A 23236-nucleotide genomic window follows, 5' to 3' on the forward strand; every position below is an offset into this window, starting at 1 on the left:
CTGCAAAGTGATGCTGATGCCTCTTGCGCTTACTTCGCGCTCGCAAGTTGCAGATGCGCCGCCAATGCATCGGCAAACCGCTTTTTCACCGGTCCAAGCGCCTTCACGAACTCCAGTTGTTCCCCCTCCGGGCCCTTGCAATAGATCAGTTCCCAGCCGTCTGATGGCGCAACGGTCACCTTGTTGGTGTTGGCGCTCTGGGGGGCCGCCTTTCGTTCGTCTTCTGTCGAAACACGTATGATGCGATTTGCCCGCACCTGCGTCATGCCGCGTCGTGCGGACTCCGCCTCGAGATCGGCGATGAACTGATTGAAGTCGACATCATCCCGGACATAGAAGCAGATGTGCATCATTCGCGGAAAAGCCGGGCTCATGTGCTCCACAGGTTCCGCGAACGCCTTGGAGCCACCCATCGGTTGGTCCGCATCGCGATACTGCAAGAGCTCAATGACGACGTTGTCGAACTGGATGAATCGCACATCGAGGCGTTGGGCACCGTCCCTGAGGTCAGGCACGCCGATCGTCCGCGGATTGACGCCGAGCTGATTGGCCAGGATTTCCTGGTCGGCAAGCAGTGTGTTCTGCACGGCGTCGCCTTGAAAGTCACCATGGCGGAAGACTTCGGTCCCACCGAGTACGGCTGTGTAGAACTCGTATGCGCGTTCCATGTTCTGCACGGTCAGGCCGAAATGCTGTACGCCCTGAAGCCGGGCACCCAGCGAACCTGGATCGCCGGTTGCGACTGGAGTTTGTGCGGACGCAGTTGCATCGCCTGCGAGGGCAGCGGCAATTCCGCCGATTGCAACGCCTCCGGCGGCGCGAAGGATGGCGCGGCGCTCCGGGTCGTCCGGTTGGGTAGCTGGCTTTTGATCGCGAGACATCATTGCCTCCTGTGTTCGCGGGGTGACTGCGCAGATTCTAGCGCGTCCGCGCTTGCGAGGCTGGTTAAGATCTGGGAAATTTGGTGAACCGAGCAGCCATCCGGTCAGTACGATAACGGCGACCTGGTATCTTCCTGCGCGCGGACCGCGGCCCCCGGACCGCCGCCAACAGAGGCTCACAAGGGATATGGACACAACGGCGGGGCGGACCAGACGGATTGCAATCGTGCTGGGTGCAGGCGCGGGAATGTATTTCAGCATCGGGATCGTGCTGATCTATGGCTTCAGCGTTTTCATCGTGCCGATCACCGAGGATACTGGGTGGGATCGGACCGTTGTGGCCGCCGTCGTCGCACCGATAGCCGTCGTAAACGGTCTTATGTCGCCTGTAGTAGGGGCGTTGACGGATCGGTTCGGCCCGCGCCGGGTGCTTGCCGTATCGTCCATGTCGATGGCGATCGGCCTTATCGGGGTCGGCATTGCATCGCAGAATTTGACCACATTCATCGTGGCCGTCGCCGTGGCAAGCCTTATGGGTGCCGCGCAGACCGGCGTGCCCTACACCTATGTGGTGGTCGGATGGTTCTCCGCGCGACGCGGTCTCGCACTGGGTGTCATGCTTTCCTTCGTGGGGCTTGGGATCGCAACGCTTCCTCCGTTCTTTGCATTGCTGATTTCCGAGTGGGGCTGGCGCTTTGCCTTCATGGCAGCCGGTCTGATATCGATGGCGGTCACGCTTCCCGTCGCGCTTTTCGCCATTCGTGATCCACCCGTGCTTCAGCGACCCGACCGCACAGGGGGCGAGGGCCACACTGTTCGCCGGGCGGTGGAGACGGCAAGCTTCTGGTTGATGCTGGGCGCATTCTTTCTCAACTACTTCGCCGCTGCAGCCGGGTCTATTTCGCTCCCTGTCGTGCTGGCGGATCGCGGAGCGGATCCGGCAATGGCGGCCTTGGTCATGAGCCTTGTGGGCTTGTCCTTCATTGTCATGCGTCTCGGCTTCGGGGCACTGCTCGATCGATTTCCCCCGGTCCCGTTGACTAGCCTGGCTTTTCTGTCGCCCGTTGTCGGTCATTTCATTCTGTTGAATTCCGAAGGTCTGATCCCGGTCTATGTCAGCGCCGTCTTCTTCGGCCTCGCCACCGGAGCAGAGGGCGACGCGATCGGCTACCTGCTGTCGAAACGCTTCGGAATGCGAAGCTTCGGCAAGCTCTTCGGCATCAACTACATGGCTTTGACCATGGGCGCTGGACTTGGCCCGGCATCGCTGCACATCATGGCCGCCGAAGGTACGCGCTACGTCGAGGCCTTCTCAATCTTCGCGGGCATTGCCGTGATCGCTCCGATCCTTCTCATGTTGGATCGCCGTACGCGAGCGCTGACGCGCTAGCTAGGAGTTCGGATGTGTATGCCCATCGCGACGAGCCTGACGAGCAGCGCTTTTGCTCCCCTTGCCGGCATCCCCCAAGGTATCGAGGAGTGCGCGCGCCTTCACCAGATCGCGGGTGGTGAGCCCTTCGCCGAAGCGTCGATAAATCGGTGCCAGAAGCCCGCCAACCCTTTCGCTTTGTCCCGACTGAGCCCAATGCTCGGCGAGAGCTGTTGCGGCGCGCAACTCCCATGACAGTGCACCTTGGTGGCGCGCGAGGTCGAGCGACTGAAAATAAAGGGCTTCTGCGGTTTTTACCGTCCGGTTGGCGCTTTCCTTGCCCAACAAAACCGCCTTTATGCGCAGCAGTTCCGGCATGCACCAGATTTCGCCGGTCGATGCCGAAAGCGCGACTGCCTCGCCGATCGCGGTCTGCCCCGCATCAACGTCCCCATGATCCCCCAGACCCGCAGCGTAAACGCCGATATAGAAAGGGCAACGCATGCGGAAACCGACCACAAGAAGCTCATCGAGCGCGCCTCTCAACATCGCCAGTCCAGACGGATCACCGCTTTGCAGCAACCATTCTGCGCGCAGGCAGCGGCTCATGGCACTCCAAATCGACATCGCGTGCTCCGCGACATGGGCTTCGATGCCAACAAGCAGGCGCTCCGCGGCAGCAAGGTCTCCCGTCCACAGCGCAATGGGGCAGGTCGTGTGGACGATGGCATTGCAGAGCGCGAGGGCGTGCTGCGAGGCCCGTGCCTCTTCCAATTGACGCTGCGCCATGGCAACCGCCTTGTCGGGATGCCCCTGCAGCCAGGTGACGTTCGCAAGGGTACCCCTTGCCGCAGATCGTGGGTCCAACTGGAAACGCGCAATGTCGGAACGGGTCACGGGAGGGACATATCGGGAGATCATCCGTTCGAGGTGACGCCGTGCCTCGGCAAGCTCTCCCAAGTAGCGCAGAGCGGTTCCAGTCTGCCTATCGACATTGTTGCGTGCATCCAGATCGCCGCGGTCGGTTGCCAGCTTTCTTATCCGATCCGCCATCCCCAAGGCCGATTGGTGATCGCCCGTCCAGGTGAAATAGTCGCACAATCCCCACAGGCACCTGAGCATGTATTCGGTGTCGTTGAGCACTTCGGCGGAGCCGAGGGCTGTGGTCCAGGCGGTCTTGACTTCGGGTAGCGGGCCGCGGGTGTGAAGCAGCGCCGTGCCATAGGCAAGCTGCAGCTTCATCTCGTCGCTCGCACTACGGAAATCGGCAAAACAACGACTGAGGGCGAGTTCTACCCCGGTGCGGCACTCCTCCAGGAGCGATAGATGTTCCCAAAACGGGAGAGCAGCAACCGTGAGCGCTACGCCGGTGGCAACGCTGCGGTTCCCGGAGAACGCCCAGCCCAAAGCACCGCGGATATCGTCCATCTTTCGCCCGTACTCGGCGAGCCATTGGGCCGTCGGCCGGATTTTCCATTCCGCCTCGGCGCGTTTGGCGAGTTCGAGGAGATGTTCGGCGTGGCGCTGGCGCAGGCTGTTGCTTTCGCCGCTCTCGGCAAGTTTCTGCAGCGCATATTTGCGGGTTGTATCGAGCAATCTGTAGTGCGTCCCGAGCTCTCCTCTCTCCGTCGATATAAGCGACTTCGCAACGAGGTTCGCGACACCGTGAATGCATCCGGAGCGGGCACGACCCTTGTCGACTGCAACGGCGCAGGCCGATTCGAGACTGAAGGCGCCTGCAAAGACCGAGAGCCGTCGCAGCAGGACGCGCTCAGGCTCGGCGAGCAGGCCATAGCTCCAGTCCAGCGTTGCAGCCAAGGTGTGGTGGCGAGGGTCGCCACTCCGCCTATCGCTCAACACATGAGATTGATCGGCGAGAAGGTCGAGGAGTTCGCGTGTACTGAACGCATCCAGGCGCGGCGCGGCGAGTTCGATCGCGAGTGCCAGCCCATCGAGCCTGCGGCAGATCTCAGCAGCGACTGGCGCGTTCCCGTCGTTGAGCTTGAACTCGCCGCGACTTGCGGCCGCGCGCTCGACGAAGAGCTCGACCGCTGGGAACGCCAAAGCCTGGGCTGCGGAAAGTTCGGACACTTCGGGTGGTGTTTCGAGAGGCGGCAGGCGATAGACCTGTTCTCCGACAACCCGCAGGGGTTCACGGCTCGTGGCGAGAATCCGTACCCTCGCGGCGGCGGCCAGGAGCGTTTCTGCGCAGGAGGCCACCGCTTCGATGACGTGCTCACAATTGTCGAGCACAAGCATGAATTCCCGGTCGGTTGCGAAGGCGGCGACCGCAGCTTTGATATTCGCCGAGTGGACCCTCAATCCCATCGCCGTGGCGATCGCCGTCGGTACGAGAGTCGCATCGTTCACGGTCGCCAGATCAACGAACCAGATGCCATCGTGATACGCAGCAGTAAGTTGATCAGCTATTGCGAGAGCCAACCTCGTCTTGCCGACGCCACCCGGGCCAACGATCGTCAAGAGGCGCGATACCTCAACTGCGCACCGGATTGCATCAACAGCATCGCCTCTTCCCACCAAACGGGTTGTTGAAACAGGCAGATTGTTCGTGCGGGCACCTTGAGACGTCGCCGTGACGGAGGTGTCACTCTGGCCCGAAATACGCACGGGAAAGACGAACCGATAACCCCGGCCGCTCACCGTCGCTATGTATTGCATGTCGCCCGGAGCATCGCCAAGCGCGCGACGAAGAGCTGCAACGTTTACCTTGAGATTGCTTTCCTCGACGAAGGTATCCGGCCAGACGCGCGACACAAGCTCAGCCTTGCCCACCAGTTCGCCGGGACGTTCGATCAGCGCCGCCAAAATTTCCAGTGCGCGGCTACCGACACGAACGGCCGTCTGATCCCGCATCAGCGACTGCCGTTCTGGTACAAGTACGTACGGGCCAAAGAAATAGGAAAGCACGATCGAAGCTCCGGACGCAAACGTACAAACCCCTTGAATACGTGAACGATCGCTTAATGAAACCGCTCACAGCCCCAGGACAATAACCAATATCACATGTGAAATACATCTATGGTCCCACCTCCAATCAACGGCAGTTCTGCGCCCTCGTTGCAGTCCTGGAGATGTTTGGCTCTTTCTGGAAAGCCCGACATGTTCGGAGCTTCGGGAAGGCGCGCTGCACCTTGCAGCATTCGCACCGGTGTGCCTGACCGCCATTAACGGAGGCGCGCCTGGAGAGCGGGGACGCTAGCCAGCCATCTGCGCGCGTAGGCGGGGCGCGATCCAGTCGAGGAAGCAACGCACCTTCAGCGGCAGGGGATCGGCTGGTCCATGGACAACGTTCACCGGAAGCGGTTCCGGTGCGAACTCCGTCAGCAATTCCTGCAGCGCGCCGGAGCGCAATTGATCGGAGATCTGGTAAGACAGCACGCGGATAATGCCGATACCGGCCAGTGCGGCCTGAATGGCAGCCTCCGTCGTGTTGACCGCGAGTTTGTAGCGCGGCTCGACGGCAAAGGCCGCGCCATCCCGCCGGTAGCGCCATTCCGGCGCGGTTGCGAAGCCCTGGAAGCTTATGCCGTCATGCTGGGCGAGGTCATCCGGCTGACGCGGCACTCCTCGGCGGGCGAGATAGTCGGGGCTCGCGCAGATCACCCGGCGGACGGTGCCCACGCGCGTTGCGATAAGCGCGCTGTCCGCCAGATGCCCGATCCGCAGGGCCACATCGACGTGCTCATCCGCCAGACTTAGCTGCCGATCGACCAGGCTCAGGCGCAGGTTGATATCGGGTTGCTCCTTCAGGAATTCCAGCGCAATTGGCAGCAGATGGCGCTCGCCGAAGGCAATCGGTGCGGTCACGTGCAGCCCGCCACGCAGCGCGCTGTAATCGCCGTTGGCCTGCCGCTCCGCCGCGTCCAGTTCCTCCAGAATGCGACGTGACGCGGCGACGAAGGCGCGCCCCTCCTCCGTCACGGCGAGGCCGCGGCGGGTGCGCAGGACCAAGCGCACGCCAAGGTGCTTTTCGAGATCGGCGACCTTGCGGCTGACCGTGGCGAGCGGTGCATGCAGTCGCCGCGCCCCGGCCGAGAGGCTGCCTGCCTCGACCACCGCCAGCAGCACCGACATTGCTTCGAACCGATCCATCGAAACCTTCCAGAATTTGAGAGGTAAGTTCTCTAAATGATAGGATACCCTATCAATTGTGGATATCATAGCTTTCATGTCGTCCAGGGGACGCCGGCCGGCTGGCTCCCGTATTGCCAAAGATCCGGAGGAACACGCATGCCTCAACTTTCACGTCGCGCCTTTGCCAGCGCGCTTCCTTTGGGCCTCATCGGGGGGAGCCTCCTCGGGGGAGACCTGATCGGTGGCGCTCTCGCACCCGCCCTTGCCGCGACGCAGGATACCGCTCAGACGCCGGTCAGCGTTACGCCGCTGGCGCAGATCCGCATTGGCCGCTTCACGGTGACAGCCCTGACCGACGGGTATGCCGATATGCCCTACGACTATTTCCCGGGACGCGCCGCGGCCGAGGTCGAACAGGCGGCAATCGCGCAGTTCACCGCCCGGCCGAGCGGCGTGCGGTTCCTCTTCAACCAGTATCTGGTCGACGATGGCGAGCGCCGGATCCTGATCGATGCCGGTCCAGCGGGCTCGATCGGGCAGACCGGCGAACTGCCGCAGGCGCTCAGCGCGCTCGGCCTGCAGCGCGACCAGATCGACGCGGTGATCGTGACGCATATGCACCAAGACCACATGGGCGGTCTGATCGTCGGGGGCAAGAACAACTACCCCAAGGCGGAACTCTACATCGATCGTCGTGACGTCACCCATTGGACCGACCCGGCCAAGCGCAGCGGCGCGCCCGATTATCTGCAGACCAGCTTCCAAATGGCGGGGGAGGTCGTGCGCCTCTATCCGAAACTCCAGGCGATTGACGGCGAGCGTGAGATTGTGCGGGGCGTCTCCATTGTCGACCTTACCGGCCATACACCCGGCCATATCGGCGTGCGGGTCGAAGATGGCGGGCAGAGCCTCATCATGGTTTCGGATATGATCTTTCCGGTCGTGCATCCTGGGGCGACCGATGTGTTCTTCCTGTTCGAGCAGGACCCTGCAGCGGCCAAAGCGATGCGCGACCGCTTTTTTCCTCGCGCCGCTTCGGAGGGCGCGCTCATCGCCGCCACGCACATGCCCTTCCCAGGGCTCGGCCGTGTCGTCGCCGACCGCGGGCAGATGCGCTGGCAGGTAGCGGACTGGGCCTTGCAGAACTGAGGTCCGCTGCGGCGGGCCCCGCTACGGCAGTCGTGAGGGTAGAAACGGCATGAGCACCAGATATCTCGGTATCGCCACGACGGCCTCCGTCGCGGCCGCGCAGGAACACTATGGCAGCGCGGCGCAGTGGGAGCGGATAGGCGCGCGCGGCCACGCAGAGAGGATCCGGTGCTGGCGAAGAAGCTGACCGTGCCTGACTTACCCCGCTCGCGTGGAACGTCTCGTCCTTATCGCGGTGGAGGCATTCGACTGGAACTGCCCGCAGCATATCACGCTGCGCTTCACGCAGGCTGAGCTAGAGCGTTGGCGAACTCAACCAAAATAATCATTGGGGATGGAATTGACATCATAAACAGCATCAAGACGAATGACGGCGCGCAGAGCGGGCGCATCGGCTTCGGCTCCGCCCCGCAATACCTCTCCGCAAGCATTAACGAAACACGCTGCTCTCCTCTGGATGTCGATCTCGTCGGTTATGGGCCAGATTCTCTGCGTCCGAAAGCGCGTTCGGTGATCACCTGCCGATATAGGCGGCCAGTTCGTCCGGCGTGCCGTTGGGGAAGGCCTGTTTGAGAAAGTCCAGGAACGCCGATACGCGCGCGCTGAGCAGCCGCCGCGATGGGTAGAGTGTCCAGAGAGCGATTTCGGGGCCGTCGATATCGCCCCAATTGACCAGGGTGCCGTCAGCCAGGTCGTGGCTGACCAGCGAAATGGGAAGACGTCCTGCACCGACGCCGGCGCGCACCGCATCTCGGACCATGATGAGCGTCGCCAAGGTGAGCACAGGTTCGATCCTGATCGCCGACCGGCCGCCTGGTGTCTTCACCGGCCATGTTTGGGCTTCGCCTGCGCCACGCGCAACGCCGGGAGCGGCGTGTCCGCCGGTCGGGCGAGGGAGATCGGGGCTCGCCACCACCACCAGCCGGTCGCGCAGAAACGCCCGCCCGACCAGGCTTTCGTCGGGATCGGGATTGACCCGGATGACCAGATCGTAGCCTTCCTCGATCATATCGACGGGCCGGTCCTCACTCGTCACCTCGAGCCTCACCTCCGGATATTGGAGGGTAAAGCCGGCGGCGATCCTGCCCATTGCGGTTTGGGAAAAATGCAACGGTGCACTGATCCGCAATCTCCCCTTGGGTTTTTGACCGCCGGAGGCAATCGCCGCAGCCGTCTCGTCCAGTTCGGCGAGCAGCGCCCCCGTCCGCTCGAACAGCGCCCGTCCTTCCTCGGTAAGCTTCAGGTTCCGCGCACCCCGTTCAAACAGCCGTAGATCAAGGCCGCTTTCCAGCTCGGCGACACGCCGCGACAATGTCGCCTTCGGCCGGCCTGTCGCCCTTGCCGCTTTGCCGAAGCCACCATGGCGGGCAACGAGATTGAAATCGGCAAGCGCAAGAAGATCCATGTCTGTTCCACCAGTGAGACGGTCTATCTAAAATCGCCGTCTATCGGGCTGCCAGTGAACCACACATATTCGACGTGTCAAGCAACCCAACACGGAGAAAGACCATGACCATTCTCGTCACCGGCGCCACAGGCAATGTTGGCCGCCAAGTCGTCGAACACCTCGTCAAGCGCGGCGCCGATGTCCGTGCTCTTGTCCGCGACCCATCGAAAGCGGATTTCCCGGCTGGCGTCAGCGTCGCCCAAGGCGACTTCCTCGACGTCGACTCGCTGCGCAACGCCATGTCAGGCGTGTCGACGCTGTTCCTGCTCAACGCCGTGGTGCCAGACGAATTCACCCAGGCATTGATTGCGCTGAACGTCGCCCGATCGGCCGGCATCGAGCGGATCGTTTATCTCTCGGTGATCCACGCCGACGTCTACGTCAACGTGCCGCATTTCGCCGGCAAGTTCGGCGTCGAGCGGATGATCGAGCAGATGGGTTTCAAGGCGACCATCTTGCGCCCGGCCTACTTCATCCAGAACGATCTGACGGTCAAAGACGTCATCACCGGCTACGGCGCCTACCCGATGCCGGTCGGTGCCAAGGGTCTCGCCATGATCGATGTTCGCGATATCGCCGAGATCGCCGCCCTTGAGCTGCTGCGCCGCGAACAGGCTGCGGAGCCGCTGGCGCTCGACCGTATCAACCTCGTCGGTCCGGAGACACTCACCGGAACCGATATCGCCGCCATCTGGTCCGACGTGCTCGCCCGCCCGATCCGCTATGGCGGCGACAATACCGAGGGCTTCGAGCAGAATCTCAAGCAGTTCATGCCGGCCTGGATGGCATACGACATGCGCCTGATGGGAGAACGCTTCCTGACCGACGGGATGCTGCCTGAGGCCGGCGATGTCGAGCGCCTGACAAAGCTGCTCGGACGCCCGCTGCGCTCCTATTCCGCCTTCGCCTCGGAAACGGTTGCTTCCGCCTGAAGCAACCAACGGATACCTCGAAAGGACTATCACCATGATCTACGCGACCGCCACAGTTCCGGTGAATCCGGAAGGCGAAACCCCATTGACGCGCGCCGAGGCCTGGCAAGGTCTCGAACGCAAGGCACGCGACGCCCGGCTCTTTCTTCCCGCCGGTCTCTGCACCCGCTGCGATGTCGTAGAGGAAAGCCCGACCCATTTCGTGCGCGAGGCGACGATTGCCGGGCAGGATCTGCGCGAGATCATCACCCTGGACCGGCAAGGCAAGGTCACCTTCTTTCAGGCGACGGGGCCACGCGAGGGAGCGATCGTCAACGAGCTTTTCGAGGATGAAGACGGTCAGCTGCAACTGCGCTTCTACTGCTATCTCGGCCTGCGCGGCAAAGAGCCGAATGGCCCGGAAGAGCAGGCCGAGCAGGCACAATTCGATGGCGAAACGGGCTACAGGGCCGCCCTGCTATCGACACTGAAGCGGACCCGCGAATTGCTGGCAGAGGGAAAGCTCTAAATATCGTCGCAGCACAAGCAACAGGGCTGCGACCTTTCTCCAGCCTCATCCTGAAGCGCCCCGAAGGGGCCTCGAAGGACGGGGCTGGCCATGGGCCGAGCCGCTTGTCGGTCAAAGCGGACAAGCGCCTTGCCGGCGTAGCGCTCACCGGGCGGGAGTTAATCTTGCCGGCATCCATATGGCTCGCGAAGGCGCGAAAGCCGGTACAGGGACGACTATCGCGAGGTTTCCAGGCGGCCACCGGAGCGCAGAATGTTCAGCCAGGCCTGCGACGCTTTCTCCCCGCCTGTGCCCCCGAAATGGCAATCATCGTAGCGGTCGTCTCCATCGAGTAACGCATCGGAATTTACGCCCTCTCGGATACCGTGGCCGCTTTTTGACAGGGCCAGTTGCGCCCGCACGACCGCATTGTCTGGAATATGCTCCTTGAAGCCGCCGTTGCTCGGTTCGAGGCATTTCGATGCGATCGAAATGTAAACAGGTGCTTCGACGCCGTGCTGACGCAACGTGTCAACCATCGACATGAAACGTTCCTGGTAGGCCTCCGCAGTGGTGCCCATAACGAGGTCCGCCTCTCCTTGAACCCAGAGGACGTTCGTTATCCGGTAACCGGAATCCTGAAGCTGTTTCACGGTATCGACCAGCACGGGATTGAAGTCGCCACCTGCCGCCCATCTTGCGACCTCAGATCCGGAATATGCGAGAGGTGCGAGGATGACATTGTCATTTTGACCCGATGCGATCAAATTGTTCCCAAGGAGCGTCCAATACTCTCCCCTGGTATTGGTCGATCCAAGAAGGGGTGACGCCGCGATGAAGCAGCGTTTGTCAAAGGCGTTTACAACGCGCGCGCCATAATTCGACCGGTGCCGTTGTCCTCCGTAGTTGGCCGCGTTCGATTGGCCAAGAATGAGTAAGACAGCAGTCCGGTCAGTCTGAGGCGGGCAGGCCACCAGCGTTTTCGATTCATCCCCGATCAGCCGTTCCTTGTCGTCGAAAGTATAACGGCTTGGAGCCGCCACCTTCTCTCCGCCAACCACTTTTTTCAGCGCGGAAAGTTGTGGCCAAGGAAAGATCTCACGTCTCGCGCTCATGCCGCCGAGAAAGTAGATGGCGATCAAGGCGGCCAAGCCGACTGCCATTGTTCTGCGCATGTCGTTGCCTTTCAAACATTATCCGATCACATGGAACCTATCGGACCGATCAAGGCTGCTCCAGCCATGAAGGTCCTTTACACTCCAGCCACATCTGCTTTCTTCGGGCATGATCTTTGTCGTCACGAAGATCGAGCCCCCTCGACGACAATTTCGCGCGGGGTCGCCGGAAACCTGCTCTAAACTATAGACCGGACCAGTGATTACAATCATCCGGATGGGTTAGATCGTACCTGCTATGGGCAGGACCAGATAAAGCAGCGGGCCGCCGATCATACGCGCGAAATCGCCGCCGGGGCAGGTCTCCGGCGGACCCGCGAACTGCTGGCAGAGGGAAGCTCTGAGTATCGCCGCAACAAAAATAGCAGAGCGGCTGGTCATGGGTTTATCCCTGACCAGCCGCCGAGTGTCAGGCGGCCTTTGCCGCTGCCAGGGCAGCAAGCAGAATGCCGGCGGTCTCCACCGATGAACCGGGGTTCTGCCCGGTGATGAGCAGGCCGTCCTGGACGGCATAGGACGTCCAGTCGTCGCCGCTGGAATAGATGCCGCCATTCTCCTTCAACATGTCCTCGACCAGGAACGGCACCACCTGAGTCAGGCCGACGCCGTCTTCCTCGGAGTTCTTGAAGCCGGTGACTTGTCTGCCCTGGACCAGCGGCGTGCCGTCCAAAGCCTTGACGTGGCGCAGCACACCCGGGGCGTGGCAGACAAAGGCGACGTGCTTGCCGGCCTGATAGAGCGATTGGATGAGGGCGATCGAATTCTTGTCTTCCGCCAGATCCCAAAGCGGGCCATGACCGCCCGGATAAAAGACGGCGTCGTAATCGTCATGGGAGACCGAAGCGAGCTTTACGGTCGAGGCAAGCACGGCCTGGGCATCCGTGTCGGCATGGAAGCGGCGGGTCTGGTCGGTCTGGAAGCCGGGTTCGTCGCTCTTCGGGTCGAGAGGCGGCTGTCCGCCCTTGGGCGATACAACGGTGATATCGGCCCCGGCTTCGAGGAAGGCATAATAGGGGGCGGCAAACTCTTCGAGCCAGAAGCCGGTCTTCCGGCCGGTGTCGCCCAGTTCGTCGTGCGAGGTGAGAACCATGAGGATTTTCATCTGGAGATCCTTTCGAGACAGATGTGATCGGCTGCTTTCGATGAGGGCATCATGCCCCGGCCGCTCTCATTCCGGAAATTTATTTCTTTGATTTCAGATATGCATTCGGCAATATATCTGGATGAAGTATGACCTCAACCTCCTGCCTGTCTTCGTGGCGCTCATGGAAGAGCGCAATGTCACGCGCGCAGCCGAACAACTGGGCATGACGCAGCCGGCCGTCTCCAACGCCTTGAACCGCCTTCGCGAGACGCTGCGCGATCCGCTGTTCATCCGCGAGCGCTACGGCATGAAGCCGACTGAGATGGCAGAGGCACTTGCTCCGGTGATCCGCGGGGCATTGGCGAGCCTGGATGACGTCATTCTCGGTCAGCAGGCGTTCGATCCGGCGCGAGCGACACGGCAGTTCACCATCGCCCCCAACAGCTACGTCGAGTTTGTCCTGATGCCGGTGATCGTGGCGCGGTTGCGCGAATGTGCGCCCGGGATCAGGCTTCGCCTGACGCCCTTCGGCAATGATCTGGCCGAGACCGGCGCAATATCAGGGGCGACCGAAATGGTGCTCGGCAGGATCGTCGAGCCGCCTGATAACATGGTCGTGCAGCATCTCATGGATGATGGGCTGGCCTGTGTCGTGCGCAAAGATCATCCCGAGATCACCGAAAGCATCTCCGAGGAACGGTATCAGCGGATGCGGCATGTGAACGTGCTTCCGCCCGGCCGGATGCGCGTCGGCCTGTTCCAGATGCTGCAGCAGGCAGGCCTCAGGCGCGACGTCTCGGTCTCCGTCACTCATTTCCTGGCGGTCCCGGAAATGGTGGCCGTCACCGACTATTGCGCCACGCTGCCCCGGCTGATCTGCCATCGCCTTGCCCGCGACCCGCGCCTCAAGATCCTGCCCGCACCGGTCGATCTCGGCAGCTTCCCGGTCGAGCTGGCATGGCATGTCCGCTACCGAAACGATCCCGCCCACCGGTGGCTGAGATCATTGATATCAGAGGTGGCAAAGGAAGTCTCCGACGCTGCGGTGCCGGAAGCGATGGCTGGAAATTGAGAGCGCGTGTTTGCCCTCGGCGGTTGCACGCGCGCCCGAACGATTGCATTGTTCTGTTTCAAGATGAGGAGAATTCCATGCCGAAGGCCGTTGGAATCGGCGGTGTGTTTTTCAGGGCGGCGAACCCGGCCGGCCTGGCTGAATGGTATCAAAAGCATCTCGGTATTGACGACCTGCACAAGTCGGTGTGGCATCAAGAGGCCGGGATGACGATATTTGGTCCGTTCTCGAAGGACACCGACTATTTCGGTCGTGCGGAACAACAATGGATGGTCAATTTCCGCGTGGACGATCTCGATGGACTGATCGCCAGCCTGACGGCAAGTGGGATTGCGGTGGAAACCCGGGACGAGTGGAACTCGGAGGTAGGCCGCTTTGCCCGGATTCACGATCCCGAAGGTAACCCAGTCGAGCTTTGGGAGCCGGCGCAGGATTGATGGCACATGGTCGCTCTCGACCACGCTGTCCAGTAGGCGCTGCTGAAGGCTAACTCATTTCGTCGGCTGCGACCGTACGGTCAGTTTATGTCCGTCGGGATCGCGAAGATAGGCGACGAATGACCCGTTCGGACGTTCCTGTGGCGGGCTCTCGATGGCTGTGCCGCCATGCGCGGTACCGGCGGCATGCCAGGCTAGAACATGAGCGGGGCTCGCGGCCGCGATACCGATAGTCCCGCCGTTGGCTACGGTCGCCGGCTTGCCATCAATTGGTTTCGTGATCATCAGCCGACCTCCCTCGTGGGCATAGATCAGCCTACCTCTTGCATCCATCTCGCCGGGCTTGCCTCCCAAGGCAGCGAACGTGGCGTCGTAGAAGTTTCTGGCCCGCTCCAAGTCGTTGCTTCCAATCATCACGTGGGTGAACATGCTTCATCTCCCGTAAGGTAGCCAATAGATCAGTGGCCGATCTCGATAAATTCACGTGGCTTTGCCAACGCCTTTCACCCTGGCACAGGGTCCTTCGCCCGTGCCCCCTAGACTGGGAAAGGGTTTCGCCACGCATCCAGTTCTTCAAGCCGTCCGTACCACGCTTGGATATGCCGAAACTCGGCGAGTGGAATCCCTGCGGCGGTTGCAAAAGGAAGTGCAGCGGCCAATGCGAAGTCTGCCACAGTCAGTGTCTTCCCGACGGCGACGCTGTTCTTGGCCAAATGATCGTCGAGCACGCGACCATGGAGTCGAAAACTCGTCCTCGCATTGTCGATCACGGCGACGTCAGGCTCCCCGCCGAACAACGGCTTGATCAAGGTTTCAAACCAGAGCGTTGCCCCGTGCAGGGTGAAGTGACTGGCATCCCAGCTCAACCAGCGCAGCACGTCGATCTGGCGGTGGTCATGCGGCCAGAAATCCGATGCGACGCTGTCAGACAGCCTGCACATGATGGCGTTCGCTTCCCACAAAGTTCCGGCATCATCCTGCAGCACCGGGACTTTCCCGTTCGGGTTAAGCGCCAGGAATTTTGGACTGCGCTGTTCTCCGCTTGCCAGATCAACCCTGACGAACTCGACGTCGGCTTTGAGAAAACGAGCGGCGGCGCAGGCCTTCCGAGGATTGAGCGTCTCGCAATAATAGAGCTTCATCGCCGCCTTAAGCATGATCCGGCCCTTCGGATCTAGTCCCGAGAAAGAAGCTCAACCGCTCGAGACTTTGCGACCAGCCGTCTTCATGACCCTTTAGTGACGATGCGCTATCAAATCCACTCTGCCGAAACGTCATTTCCGTGCCTCCGTCGCTGTCCCTGAATGTGATGGTGACGACCGTTTGCGGGCTGTTTTCGCCGGTTGCGAGCTCCCAGGCATGTGTGAAGACAAGCCTGTGCGGCGGCTCGACCTCCAGATATTTTCCGCCGACCCAATGCTCTTCTCCATCTGGCGCGATCAGACAGGCGCGGTGTCTGCCGCCGGGCCAGGCTTCAAGCCGATCGCCCACCGCCTTGAAACCGTGAGGGCCGCACCATTGCACCAAGGCTTTCGGGTCGGTCCATGCCCGGAAAACCAGATCGCATGGGGCATCAAACCTTCGGACGAGAACCAGGTCGCGGGTATTGTCGGTATCGGTCTCTGGATTAGTCATTGTCGTATCCTTGTACCTTGGACAGATAGTCATCGAGACGATCGAAGCTTTGATCCCAGAAGCGTCTGTAATCGGCGACCCAATCAGCAACCGTCTTCAACGCGGCCGGCTCGAGCACGCGGGGACGCGAATTGGCTTCACGGCCGGAGCGGATCAATCCGGCTTGTTCCAGGACCTTGAGATGCTTCGATATGGCAGGCTGAGACAACTCGAAGGGATCAGCGAGTTCGGCCACCGTCGCCTTGCCGTTCGCAAGCCGCCCAAGAATTGCGCGCCTCGTGGGATCGGCGAGTGCGGAGAAAATCGCATCGAGCTTGTCGTCCATAAATCACCATCTAGCTATATAGCTGTATAGATATATTCTGTTGGGCGAAATGTCAAAGGCAATTTTGCGTTGGATTGGCAACGACCCTTGCGGGACGACGGACGGTGGAGCCTCGGCCAGGACGCCGACCACGCTTCTTTCAAGATGCGATTACGGCAAGGGCAATCAGGGTGACGAAGACGCTGAGCGGCGCCAGGTGTGCATAGTCGCGGTGGCGAAGAACCGTGAAAACCGCAGCCGCGATGATGGCCGCCCCAAGCGCCATGCCACCAAGGCGGCTGACGGGAAGCGCGATCAGGACGGCGCTCGATATCTCCAGCCCGCCCGTCACGATGCCCCACCAGCGCGGATAGCCCCACCGGGCGAATTCGTTTCGCGTCCCGGTCGTGCCGATCGCGTTGACGAGGCCGGCGCCTGAGAATGCGGCGACCAGAAACCAGATTGCAAGAACGTGAACCATCTCAGAGCCCGCCGATCATCATGGGGATAGCGACCAGGACCATGACCGCCGCCGTCAGACCGTGAATGGCGAAGGCGCTTTTGGTGGAGCCCTTTGCTGCGAGGATGAGCAGCATGTCGCCTGCGGGGATCATCGCTTCGACCAAAAGCACGATGCCGACCTCGCGTTCTGTGCCCGACACCATGAAGGCCAGCACGAGCATTCCGGCGACGATATCGCGCACTCCCTTGAGGCGGAGCCACCAAGCGACGTTTGGGCCATCCTCGGGAAGCGGCAGGCCGAAACTGCGCATCGTCGTCGTCGGGCTGGCAATATAGCTGGTGCCGATCGCGATAATCGCGAGGGCAAGCAGCAACCCTGTCCCATTTAACAGCCACTGCATTATGCACTCCTTCTGTCTGTGCTATATAAAATAGCGTTGCTAGATAAATGTGCTAGCGTTGCTAGTTTGTCAAGCGCGGATATAATCCTCGCCTATTGACCTTTCGGCCGTGGAGATTGTGGGAATGGGTAGCGCAGAGCGAAAAATGCGGGAAAGGGCCGAGCGCGAAGATCGCATTGTCGCGGCGGCCCGTGCCGTCGCCGAGAGCGAAGGATGGGACGCGGTGACGATCCGCCGCCTGGCCACGGAAATCGAATACAGCCAGCCGGTCCTCTATTCGCATTTCGCCAACAGGGACGCCATCGTTGCCGCAGTTGCGATCGAGGGCTTCAAGGAGCTCGCAACCGTTCTTCGGGAAGCGGCGGGCGGGGCGAAGGGACGACGACAGTCCCTCATGGATGTCGCCATGGCCTATTTCGCCTTCGCCTTCAGTCGCCCAGCACTCTACGAGGCGATGTTTATCCTGCCGACCCAATTGCAGTTCGCCGAGGCGGAAACGAGATCGGAACTTCGGGCCGGTTTCGACGCCATTGCAGCAGCCGTGTCTCCGTTCTCGCGCCATGTGGAGATCGTGACCGAGACCTTCTGGGCAGCCCTTCATGGGCTTGCCGAGCTCGAACGTTCAGGCCGCATCAGGCCCGGTATGCGTGACAAACGCATCGCGCTTGTTGTTCAGGCGATCGTCGATGCGGGGGTTCATCAAACCGGGTCGTCAGATCAGGTCTGAAGGCTGGGCTGGTGCCGTGCTCCGGCGCACGAGCTTAACCGGCAGGCGATTTCCCCAGAGCTTGTGTCGGACCGATCTGCTCCGGGAAAACCGGCTGGCCCCATTGTTTGCACGGCAAGTGTGGCCGCGCCTTCGTCGCCCACCCGGACGGCGCCGCGCGGCCAGGCGCTCAGCGGTCCAGCCAGGCGGCGAGTCCATCAAGCGTCTGCAGCCCGTATTCCACCGCGCCGAAGCCGATGACCACCTGGCGCCGCTTGGCGCTGGGGTGGAGCTGGCGCAAGGTCAGCACCGTCTTGCCGTCGGCCTGCTCATCGAAGGTCACCGTGGCGCGGAAACGGTCGGGGTCGTCAGGATCGGGCGTGCCATAGTCCATCACGATCCTCTCGTTCGGCACGATCTCCAGAAAGCGCATGAGGTTCGGGAAGCGCTGCTGGCGGCCCTCGAACACGCCCACCATGTCGAACCGCCAGACCCCGCCCTCGCGGATATCGGCCTCGTGGCTCTCGATGCTGAGGCCGGCCGGGCCGTACCATTCGGCAAGCGCCTTGGGGTCCATCCAGGCGGCAAAGACCTTGTCGCGCGGATGGTTGAGCACCTTCACCAGCACGATTTCGCGGTCGAGCGACCATGTCTCAAACAGGTTTGCCATGTCCTTCATCGTCCTCTTCGGTTTTGTCCAGGTAGACTTCGAGCCGATCCAGCCGCTCGGTCCAGCGCCGGCGCTCCGATACCATCCAGTCCGCCGCCTCGTCGAAACGCGCCTGCACCAGCCGGCACCAGCGGCTGCGCCCGCGCTTCTCGCTGGCGATCAGCCCGCAATCTTCCAGCACCTTGAGATGCTGGGCGAAGGAGGGCAGCGCCATGTCGAAAGGCTCGGCAAGCGCGCTGACCGGCAACTCGCCCTCAACCAGCCGCGACACCACAGCACGGCGGGTCGGGTCGCTGAGAGCGTGAAAGGCGAGGTCGAGGGGGGTCGAATGGTAAGGCATATCAATCCGTAAATTGGTCGGTGGCGGCGGTCAAGGATAAAAAGGTACTTGCCTTAGTATCCGGCTCGAAATATGAAGGTAATTGCCTTAGTGTTTAGCCCCCAATGCAGGGACCGCTGTGGCGCAACACCTTTCAAGGAGGACTCCAATGGTAGTTCGTGTCGATCTCATGATCTCGCTCGATGGTTTCGCGACAACGACGGACCAGACGCCCGAAACCCCGTTCGGCGAGGACTGGCCGCGTCTCGTCGGCGCATATGCGGCAACGCGAACGTTCCGTGAGCGCGTGCTCAAGGATACGACGGGGGCGGGAACCACAGGTCTCGACGACGAATACGCGAAGGAATATTTCGAGAATGTGGGCGCCGAGATCATGGGCGCCGGCATGTTCGGTCTCCACAACTTTCCCGACGATCCGAACTGGCGCGGCTGGTGGGGCGACGAGCCACCGTTCGGGTGTCCGGTCTTCGTTCTCACCCACAGGCCGCGGCCTTCCATCGAGATGGCCGACGGCACCACTTTCCACTTCCTCAATACCACCGCTGACGATGCGCTCCAGCAGGCCGTGAGGGTTGCAAACGGCAAGGATGTGAGGATAGGCGGTGGTCCTACCGTCGTTCGCGACTACCTCAAAGCCGGCCTCGTCGACCGCCTTCATGTTGCCATCACGCCGATTTTGCTCGGGCGCGGCATCCGCCTATGGGACGATCTGCGCGGCCTGGAAGCCGGCTGCACCGTCAAGGCGGAAACGTCACCAAGCGGCACCATCCACCTCACTTTCCAACGCTAGCCGATCGCCTGAGGCCGATCTCGGTCCCTTGCGTGACACCGATCTGCGTGCTAAACACTGAACTATATGGTTCAGTTTTCGACAGCTCGCCTTGATGCCTCCTTTGCCGCGCTCTCGGACGCCACGCGACGCGGTGTTCTGGAGCAGCTCGGGAGCGCGGATGCTTCGATCACGGAGCTCGCAGAGAAATTCCACATGACCCTCACGGGCATGAAGAAGCACATCGGCGTCCTGGAGCAGGCGGGGCTGGTGACGACGGAGAAGGTCGGGCGTGTGCGGACCTGCAGGCTGGGCTCACGCGGGCTCGAGGAAGAGGCGGCCTGGATCGAGGCGCGCCGCCAGATCTGGAGCGCACGCTTCGACGCGCTTGATGACGTCATCGAGGCCCTGAAACGGAAGGAGAAAGTCGATGGGGGATAGAGCGAGTAACGGCCGCACGGTGGTCGAACGGAGGTCGGAGCTTGAACTCGTGGTGACGCGCACCTTCAACGGCCCGGTTCGCCTCGTATTCGACGCGTGGACCAAGCCCGAGTTGTTCAAGCTGTGGTGGGCGCCGAAGTCGATGGGCGTGCCCCTTCTTTCCTGCGAGATGGATGTTCGCACCGGGGGCAGCTACCGCATCGCGTTCGGACACGACGCCTCGGACACCATGGCCTTCTTCGGCAAGTATCTCGACGTGTCGCCGCCATCGCGCCTCGTCTGGACCAATGACGAAGGCGGGGAGGAGGGCGCCGTCACCACGGTGACCTTCGAGGAAGAGAACGGCAGGACGCTGCTGGTCCTGCAGGAACTCTATCCCTCGAAGGAAGCGCTCGACCAGTCTTTCGTCGGCATGGAAGACGCGATGCCCGAGCAGTTCGAGCAGTTGGATGAACTTCTCATCACGCTCAGCGCGAGCGTGTGACAGCTCGACTCAATCGGCCATGCCTCTTGACGGGTGGATGCGGCCAGTCGATCCGGCGAAACTGCTCAGACCGCCCGAACCTCGGCAAGCCGCTTGACTGCGTATTCGTCCTGCCAGCAGACGGCGGCTTCCCATGCGGCTGATGCTTGCGCGGCGATGTCATGTGCGCCGTCGTCGAGATCGGCAGCGTTGTCGGGCAGCACCAGGTCAAGGTCGGGGACGTCGACATGTGACTCATCCCAGTCGATCAACGTGACCCGATCTGCGGTGATGCGGACGTTGCCGGGGCTGTTGGGATTGCCGTGGACAACGCATGTCTGACGCCCGATGAGCCGCGCCCATGCTGCTCGACATCGAATAACCCCCTCAGGCGGCATCGCGGCCAGGTTGATCCTCGTTCCGGTCTCAGTATGCAGGAGGTCGCTCGACGATCGCCAGCCCGGGCGCTGCGGCCAGCCCTGCGTCAGCCGATGCAGCTCGCGCAGCGTTTCGGCGACGCGACGCCAGTCGGACTCCGTCTCGGGCGGTCCGCCCTCCATGTATTTCATCACCACCAGGCCGTCCACGAACAGTCGGCCGTCAGTCGTCGGAAGCGGCACCGGAACGGTCATGCCTTCACGGTCGAGGTATTGGAGCAACTCGGCTTCCCATGTGAGATCAGCGTCGCTCCTGGAGCCGAGACGAGCGACCGCGATCTGCCCGTGGACGCGAACGCTCCACACGTCGTTGGCAACTCCACCCGTGAGCCGTTCGATGCGAACCGCGTCTTCGCCCCATTGCCCGAGTGCTTCCCATCCCATTGGCGATACCCTTGGCGGCCATGATTAAATTGGCGGAAGAAATAGAGAAAGTTTGCGACGCCACAAAGGCCGCTGGCGGCGCGAAGCTGCCGTTGGCAGCAACCCGAACGCCTCCTTCATTCCTGCGTCTTCGGGTTTTCGCCGACAAGCTCCCATAAATCGACCTTCTCGGCGCGCCCCTTGACCTGCACCAGGCCAAGCGGGCGAAGCTCGAAGCGATCGGCGACGGCGTCGTGGATGGCGGCGCTCACCAGGATCGAGGTGTTGAATTCCTTGTTCAGTCCTTCCAGCCGTGAGGCGACATTGATCGTATCGCCCATGGCCGTGTACTGCTGCCTGGAAATCGCGCCGAAACTGCCGACGACCGCCGGGCCGGTGTGCAATCCAAATCGGGTGAACAGCTCGGGACGGCCATTCCGACTGTTCGCTTCGTTCAAGCCGTCAACCGCCGCTTTCATGGCGAGCGCGCATCGGCAGCCGTTTTCGGTATGTCTGGCATCCGGAACAGGGGCGTTCCACATGACGAAAATGGAATCGCCGAGATATTGCACGACAGTCCCGCCATGGCGCTCCGCGATGGTGTTCAACAGTTCGAAATAGGCCGACAGCGTATCGACCACGTCCTCGGGCGAATGCTGCTCGGATATGGTGGTGAAGTCTCTGATGTCGGTGAAGAGCACTGTCACATCCTGCCGCTCCGCCTTGACGGCGGTTCGTCCCTTGGGATCGATGATCCGCCTGACGACTTCACGCGGAACATAGAGGGCAAACTGGCTGATGGCATGGCGGCTTGCCGCCAGCGCGCTCGCCAGCGTGTTGATCTCGGATATCCAGGAGTGGGAGACACCTTTTTCGCCGACGTCGAGATCGCCGATCCTGCGCGCCTCGTCCGCCAGCCGATAGAGGGAGCGGCTGACCATGCGGGACAGCATCACCGAGGCAGCGACGCCTGCGATCACGAAGGCGGCCGCAATCAGGAGATTGTGCATAAGCAGCCGATTGGCCTCAGCCACCAGGTCTTCCAGGGGCACGACGATTGCCGCGACGCTTCCCTTAAACAGACCGGAGACGCCGACGGGGGCGATCTGCAGGATCTGGCGTTCGCCATCGAGATCGATCCGCACAACGCCGCCATTTGCAAAGGCCGGATCCCGCCTGAGCCTCGCCACTGTTTCCAGGCTCGTGTCGTAACTGTCTGTCGTCGTATCGACGGCAACGGCGCCATCGGCATTTTTCGACCATATGCCGAGAAGCCTGTTCATGATTGCCGGGTCGGAATGGGCGATCAGATCATCGGCATCATCGATGATGTAGGCGCGCGCCCGCGGCGAAATCTTCTCAGCATCCAGCAGCCGGCTGACAGTCATCAGGTGGATGTTGATGCCGACGACAACCTGATCGTCGTCTCTCATCGGTGCTGCGATCGTCAGCGTTGGAAGCTGCAGTGTTCCCGCAACATACGGTCCGACGGATACTTCCTCGCCGTGCTGGATGACGGATTGGTACCAGGGGCGTTGCCGCGGATCGAATGATGCATAGTCGACGTCACGCTCGGCGATCGGCCTTGCCTGGCGGTCGAGGAAGCGAAACGTCGATATGACGTCCGGGCCCTGTCTGCGTGCTATCGTGCGGATCGCAAAAGCCGTGCCATCGGGTGCAGCGAGGATCCGGCGGACATCCTGCCTTTGCGTGTTGATGACCTGCAGATACGAGCCGTCAGGATAGCCGGTGTAGACGCTCGTCGCGTTGGGGACGTTTCTGAGAACCTCCAGAAAGAATTGCTGTTTGGCTGTGATATCCTGGGGCGGCGGGGAGGTGAGCAACGGCAGGGTCGATGCCAGTGCCACCGCCTCGGTGCCGCCCTGCAGCGTATTGCGGTACCCCTCGATCAGCCGCAGGCTCATCTCGCGCATCTGCTGCACGCCCGCACTGACGGCAGCATCGCTTCCTTGCCTGAACGCCAGCCAGATGATCGGCGTCGACGTGCAAAGCAGCGATGCGACGACCAGGACGCCGAGATGCAGTCTTAGGGGTTTGGACCAGTGCACGAGATTTCCCCCGAAATGCGGACACGTCTCAGCACACGAGGCATAGCC

At 61.6% G+C, this 23236-nt stretch carries 27 protein-coding genes; 10 read left to right on the plus strand and 17 right to left on the minus strand.

Going from position 1 to position 23236, the window contains the following annotated elements:
- Positions 1–29: 29 nt before the first annotated feature.
- Entirely contained in the window at positions 30–1142 is a 1113-nt protein-coding gene (locus RL_RS06240) for a VOC family protein (RefSeq protein WP_011650924.1), read from the minus strand.
- Between RL_RS06240 and RL_RS06245 the strand changes: the two genes are divergently transcribed.
- Positions 1129–2271 (plus strand): MFS transporter, encoded by a 1143-nt coding sequence (locus tag RL_RS06245; protein WP_041936218.1) that lies wholly within the window; start codon positions 1129–1131, stop codon positions 2269–2271. The genes RL_RS06240 and RL_RS06245 overlap by 14 nt on opposite strands.
- Here the strand turns inward: RL_RS06245 and RL_RS06250 are convergent, their stop codons facing one another.
- Together RL_RS06250 and RL_RS06255 are read right to left on the minus strand one after the other, a co-directional pair.
- Positions 2272–5178, minus strand: coding sequence for an ATP-binding protein (locus RL_RS06250; protein ID WP_011650926.1), 2907 nt, complete (start codon positions 5176–5178; stop codon positions 2272–2274).
- Between the two features lie 288 nt (positions 5179–5466).
- Positions 5467–6363 carry a LysR family transcriptional regulator gene (locus RL_RS06255; RefSeq protein ID WP_244432356.1) on the minus strand — a complete coding sequence of 299 codons (897 nt, stop codon included), beginning with the start codon at positions 6361–6363 and terminating at the stop codon, positions 5467–5469.
- A gap of 138 nt (positions 6364–6501) precedes the next feature.
- On the opposite strand from RL_RS06255, the gene RL_RS06260 reads away from it, so the two are divergent.
- Positions 6502–7494 (plus strand): MBL fold metallo-hydrolase, encoded by a 993-nt coding sequence (locus tag RL_RS06260; protein ID WP_011650928.1) that lies wholly within the window; start codon positions 6502–6504, stop codon positions 7492–7494.
- A 514-nt stretch (positions 7495–8008) separates the two neighbouring features.
- Here the strand turns inward: RL_RS06260 and RL_RS06265 are convergent.
- A complete protein-coding gene (locus tag RL_RS06265) occupies positions 8009–8899 on the minus strand; it encodes a LysR family transcriptional regulator (RefSeq protein ID WP_011650929.1) in 891 nt (296 codons plus the stop codon).
- A gap of 104 nt (positions 8900–9003) precedes the next feature.
- Between RL_RS06265 and RL_RS06270 the strand changes: the two genes are divergently transcribed.
- Both RL_RS06270 and RL_RS06275 read left to right on the plus strand, forming a co-directional pair.
- The gene (locus RL_RS06270) at positions 9004–9873 is read left to right on the plus strand and encodes an SDR family oxidoreductase (protein WP_011650930.1); all 870 of its coding nucleotides are present in this window, start codon (positions 9004–9006) and stop codon (positions 9871–9873) included.
- A 34-nt stretch (positions 9874–9907) separates the two neighbouring features.
- Positions 9908–10381, plus strand: coding sequence for an AtaL-like protein (locus RL_RS06275; RefSeq protein ID WP_011650931.1), 474 nt, complete (start codon positions 9908–9910; stop codon positions 10379–10381).
- 215 nt (positions 10382–10596) lie between these two features.
- Here RL_RS06275 and RL_RS06280 read toward each other — a convergent pair whose 3' ends face one another.
- The 3 genes from RL_RS06280 to RL_RS06285 all read right to left on the minus strand — a co-directional run bounded on the left by RL_RS06280 (position 10597) and on the right by RL_RS06285 (position 12637).
- Positions 10597–11535: a sialate O-acetylesterase gene (locus RL_RS06280; protein ID WP_011650932.1), complete on the minus strand. Its 939-nt coding sequence runs from the start codon at positions 11533–11535 to the stop codon at positions 10597–10599.
- Between the two features lie 222 nt (positions 11536–11757).
- Positions 11758–11916, minus strand: coding sequence for a hypothetical protein (locus RL_RS39825; protein ID WP_155251664.1), 159 nt, complete (start codon positions 11914–11916; stop codon positions 11758–11760).
- Between the two features lie 28 nt (positions 11917–11944).
- Positions 11945–12637: a type 1 glutamine amidotransferase domain-containing protein gene (locus RL_RS06285; protein WP_011650933.1), complete on the minus strand. Its 693-nt coding sequence runs from the start codon at positions 12635–12637 to the stop codon at positions 11945–11947.
- 121 nt (positions 12638–12758) lie between these two features.
- Here RL_RS06285 and RL_RS06290 point away from each other — a divergent pair, with 121 nt between their 5' ends.
- Positions 12759–13691 carry a LysR family transcriptional regulator gene (locus RL_RS06290; RefSeq protein WP_011650934.1) on the plus strand — a complete coding sequence of 311 codons (933 nt, stop codon included), beginning with the start codon at positions 12759–12761 and terminating at the stop codon, positions 13689–13691.
- Between the two features lie 77 nt (positions 13692–13768).
- On the plus strand, positions 13769–14128 hold the full coding sequence (locus RL_RS06295; RefSeq protein WP_003546229.1) for a VOC family protein: 360 nt from the start codon (positions 13769–13771) through the stop codon (positions 14126–14128).
- A gap of 54 nt (positions 14129–14182) precedes the next feature.
- Here RL_RS06295 and RL_RS06300 read toward each other — a convergent pair whose 3' ends face one another.
- The 6 genes from RL_RS06300 to RL_RS06325 form a co-directional block, all read right to left on the minus strand.
- Complete coding sequence (locus tag RL_RS06300) at positions 14183–14557, minus strand: VOC family protein (protein WP_011650936.1); 375 nt, start codon at positions 14555–14557, stop codon at positions 14183–14185.
- Between the two features lie 107 nt (positions 14558–14664).
- Positions 14665–15285, minus strand: coding sequence for a glutathione S-transferase family protein (locus RL_RS06305; RefSeq protein ID WP_011650937.1), 621 nt, complete (start codon positions 15283–15285; stop codon positions 14665–14667).
- Complete coding sequence (locus RL_RS06310; RefSeq protein ID WP_011650938.1) at positions 15278–15763, minus strand: SRPBCC family protein; 486 nt, start codon at positions 15761–15763, stop codon at positions 15278–15280. The genes RL_RS06305 and RL_RS06310 overlap by 8 nt, the downstream gene beginning before the upstream one ends.
- Positions 15756–16088 (minus strand): ArsR/SmtB family transcription factor, encoded by a 333-nt coding sequence (locus RL_RS06315; RefSeq protein WP_003557417.1) that lies wholly within the window; start codon positions 16086–16088, stop codon positions 15756–15758. The genes RL_RS06310 and RL_RS06315 overlap by 8 nt, the downstream gene beginning before the upstream one ends.
- Before the next feature lie 139 nt (positions 16089–16227).
- The gene (locus tag RL_RS06320) at positions 16228–16548 is read right to left on the minus strand and encodes a DoxX family protein (RefSeq protein WP_011650939.1); all 321 of its coding nucleotides are present in this window, start codon (positions 16546–16548) and stop codon (positions 16228–16230) included.
- 1 nt (position 16549) lies between these two features.
- Positions 16550–16930: a DUF4267 domain-containing protein gene (locus tag RL_RS06325; protein ID WP_011650940.1), complete on the minus strand. Its 381-nt coding sequence runs from the start codon at positions 16928–16930 to the stop codon at positions 16550–16552.
- Positions 16931–17054: 124 nt separating this feature from the next.
- Between RL_RS06325 and RL_RS06330 the strand changes: the two genes are divergently transcribed.
- Positions 17055–17657, plus strand: a complete 603-nt coding sequence (locus tag RL_RS06330) for a TetR/AcrR family transcriptional regulator (protein ID WP_028741662.1) — start codon at positions 17055–17057, stop codon at positions 17655–17657.
- 169 nt (positions 17658–17826) lie between these two features.
- Here RL_RS06330 and RL_RS06335 read toward each other — a convergent pair whose 3' ends face one another.
- Together RL_RS06335 and RL_RS06340 are read right to left on the minus strand one after the other, a co-directional pair.
- Entirely contained in the window at positions 17827–18315 is a 489-nt protein-coding gene (locus RL_RS06335; protein WP_011650942.1) for an SRPBCC family protein, read from the minus strand.
- A complete protein-coding gene (locus RL_RS06340) occupies positions 18290–18646 on the minus strand; it encodes an ArsR/SmtB family transcription factor (RefSeq protein ID WP_011650943.1) in 357 nt (118 codons plus the stop codon). The genes RL_RS06335 and RL_RS06340 overlap by 26 nt, the downstream gene beginning before the upstream one ends.
- Positions 18647–18794: 148 nt before the next feature.
- Here RL_RS06340 and RL_RS06345 point away from each other — a divergent pair, with 148 nt between their 5' ends.
- The 3 genes from RL_RS06345 to RL_RS06355 all read left to right on the plus strand — a co-directional run bounded on the left by RL_RS06345 (position 18795) and on the right by RL_RS06355 (position 20340).
- Positions 18795–19436 carry a dihydrofolate reductase family protein gene (locus tag RL_RS06345; protein WP_011650944.1) on the plus strand — a complete coding sequence of 214 codons (642 nt, stop codon included), beginning with the start codon at positions 18795–18797 and terminating at the stop codon, positions 19434–19436.
- 66 nt (positions 19437–19502) lie between these two features.
- Positions 19503–19856, plus strand: coding sequence for an ArsR/SmtB family transcription factor (locus RL_RS06350; RefSeq protein ID WP_011650945.1), 354 nt, complete (start codon positions 19503–19505; stop codon positions 19854–19856).
- A complete protein-coding gene (locus RL_RS06355) occupies positions 19846–20340 on the plus strand; it encodes an SRPBCC family protein (protein WP_011650946.1) in 495 nt (164 codons plus the stop codon). The genes RL_RS06350 and RL_RS06355 overlap by 11 nt, the downstream gene beginning before the upstream one ends.
- A gap of 65 nt (positions 20341–20405) precedes the next feature.
- Here RL_RS06355 and RL_RS06360 read toward each other — a convergent pair whose 3' ends face one another.
- Positions 20406–21140 carry a phosphotransferase enzyme family protein gene (locus RL_RS06360; protein WP_011650947.1) on the minus strand — a complete coding sequence of 245 codons (735 nt, stop codon included), beginning with the start codon at positions 21138–21140 and terminating at the stop codon, positions 20406–20408.
- 116 nt (positions 21141–21256) lie between these two features.
- A complete protein-coding gene (locus RL_RS06365; RefSeq protein WP_011650948.1) occupies positions 21257–23188 on the minus strand; it encodes an adenylate/guanylate cyclase domain-containing protein in 1932 nt (643 codons plus the stop codon).
- Positions 23189–23236: the final 48 nt, after the last annotated feature.

Source organism: Rhizobium johnstonii 3841 (assembly GCF_000009265.1).
Classification (GTDB): Bacteria; Pseudomonadota; Alphaproteobacteria; order Rhizobiales; family Rhizobiaceae; genus Rhizobium; species Rhizobium acaciae.

What these genes read in the sequence shown, in the direction of transcription:
- RL_RS06245 (WP_041936218.1), top strand. Translation starts at nt 1,129, where the DNA reads ATGTATTTCAGCATCGGGATCGTGCTGATCTATGGCTTCAGCGTTTTC.
- RL_RS06240 (WP_011650924.1), bottom strand. Translation starts at nt 1,142, where the DNA reads ATGCTGAAATACATTCCCGCGCCTGCACCCAGCACGATTGCAATCCGT.
- RL_RS06255 (WP_244432356.1), bottom strand. Translation starts at nt 6,363, where the DNA reads ATGGATCGGTTCGAAGCAATGTCGGTGCTGCTGGCGGTGGTCGAGGCA.
- RL_RS06260 (WP_011650928.1), top strand. Translation starts at nt 6,502, where the DNA reads ATGCCTCAACTTTCACGTCGCGCCTTTGCCAGCGCGCTTCCTTTGGGC.
- RL_RS06265 (WP_011650929.1), bottom strand. Translation starts at nt 8,899, where the DNA reads ATGGATCTTCTTGCGCTTGCCGATTTCAATCTCGTTGCCCGCCATGGT.
- RL_RS06270 (WP_011650930.1), top strand. Translation starts at nt 9,004, where the DNA reads ATGACCATTCTCGTCACCGGCGCCACAGGCAATGTTGGCCGCCAAGTC.
- RL_RS06275 (WP_011650931.1), top strand. Translation starts at nt 9,908, where the DNA reads ATGATCTACGCGACCGCCACAGTTCCGGTGAATCCGGAAGGCGAAACC.
- RL_RS06280 (WP_011650932.1), bottom strand. Translation starts at nt 11,535, where the DNA reads ATGCGCAGAACAATGGCAGTCGGCTTGGCCGCCTTGATCGCCATCTAC.
- RL_RS39825 (WP_155251664.1), bottom strand. Translation starts at nt 11,916, where the DNA reads ATGACCAGCCGCTCTGCTATTTTTGTTGCGGCGATACTCAGAGCTTCC.
- RL_RS06285 (WP_011650933.1), bottom strand. Translation starts at nt 12,637, where the DNA reads ATGAAAATCCTCATGGTTCTCACCTCGCACGACGAACTGGGCGACACC.
- RL_RS06290 (WP_011650934.1), top strand. Translation starts at nt 12,759, where the DNA reads ATGAAGTATGACCTCAACCTCCTGCCTGTCTTCGTGGCGCTCATGGAA.
- RL_RS06295 (WP_003546229.1), top strand. Translation starts at nt 13,769, where the DNA reads ATGCCGAAGGCCGTTGGAATCGGCGGTGTGTTTTTCAGGGCGGCGAAC.
- RL_RS06300 (WP_011650936.1), bottom strand. Translation starts at nt 14,557, where the DNA reads ATGTTCACCCACGTGATGATTGGAAGCAACGACTTGGAGCGGGCCAGA.
- RL_RS06305 (WP_011650937.1), bottom strand. Translation starts at nt 15,285, where the DNA reads ATGCTTAAGGCGGCGATGAAGCTCTATTATTGCGAGACGCTCAATCCT.
- RL_RS06310 (WP_011650938.1), bottom strand. Translation starts at nt 15,763, where the DNA reads ATGACTAATCCAGAGACCGATACCGACAATACCCGCGACCTGGTTCTC.
- RL_RS06315 (WP_003557417.1), bottom strand. Translation starts at nt 16,088, where the DNA reads ATGGACGACAAGCTCGATGCGATTTTCTCCGCACTCGCCGATCCCACG.
- RL_RS06320 (WP_011650939.1), bottom strand. Translation starts at nt 16,548, where the DNA reads ATGGTTCACGTTCTTGCAATCTGGTTTCTGGTCGCCGCATTCTCAGGC.
- RL_RS06325 (WP_011650940.1), bottom strand. Translation starts at nt 16,930, where the DNA reads ATGCAGTGGCTGTTAAATGGGACAGGGTTGCTGCTTGCCCTCGCGATT.
- RL_RS06330 (WP_028741662.1), top strand. Translation starts at nt 17,055, where the DNA reads ATGGGTAGCGCAGAGCGAAAAATGCGGGAAAGGGCCGAGCGCGAAGAT.
- RL_RS06335 (WP_011650942.1), bottom strand. Translation starts at nt 18,315, where the DNA reads ATGAAGGACATGGCAAACCTGTTTGAGACATGGTCGCTCGACCGCGAA.
- RL_RS06340 (WP_011650943.1), bottom strand. Translation starts at nt 18,646, where the DNA reads ATGCCTTACCATTCGACCCCCCTCGACCTCGCCTTTCACGCTCTCAGC.
- RL_RS06345 (WP_011650944.1), top strand. Translation starts at nt 18,795, where the DNA reads ATGGTAGTTCGTGTCGATCTCATGATCTCGCTCGATGGTTTCGCGACA.
- RL_RS06350 (WP_011650945.1), top strand. Translation starts at nt 19,503, where the DNA reads ATGGTTCAGTTTTCGACAGCTCGCCTTGATGCCTCCTTTGCCGCGCTC.
- RL_RS06355 (WP_011650946.1), top strand. Translation starts at nt 19,846, where the DNA reads ATGGGGGATAGAGCGAGTAACGGCCGCACGGTGGTCGAACGGAGGTCG.
- RL_RS06360 (WP_011650947.1), bottom strand. Translation starts at nt 21,140, where the DNA reads ATGGGATGGGAAGCACTCGGGCAATGGGGCGAAGACGCGGTTCGCATC.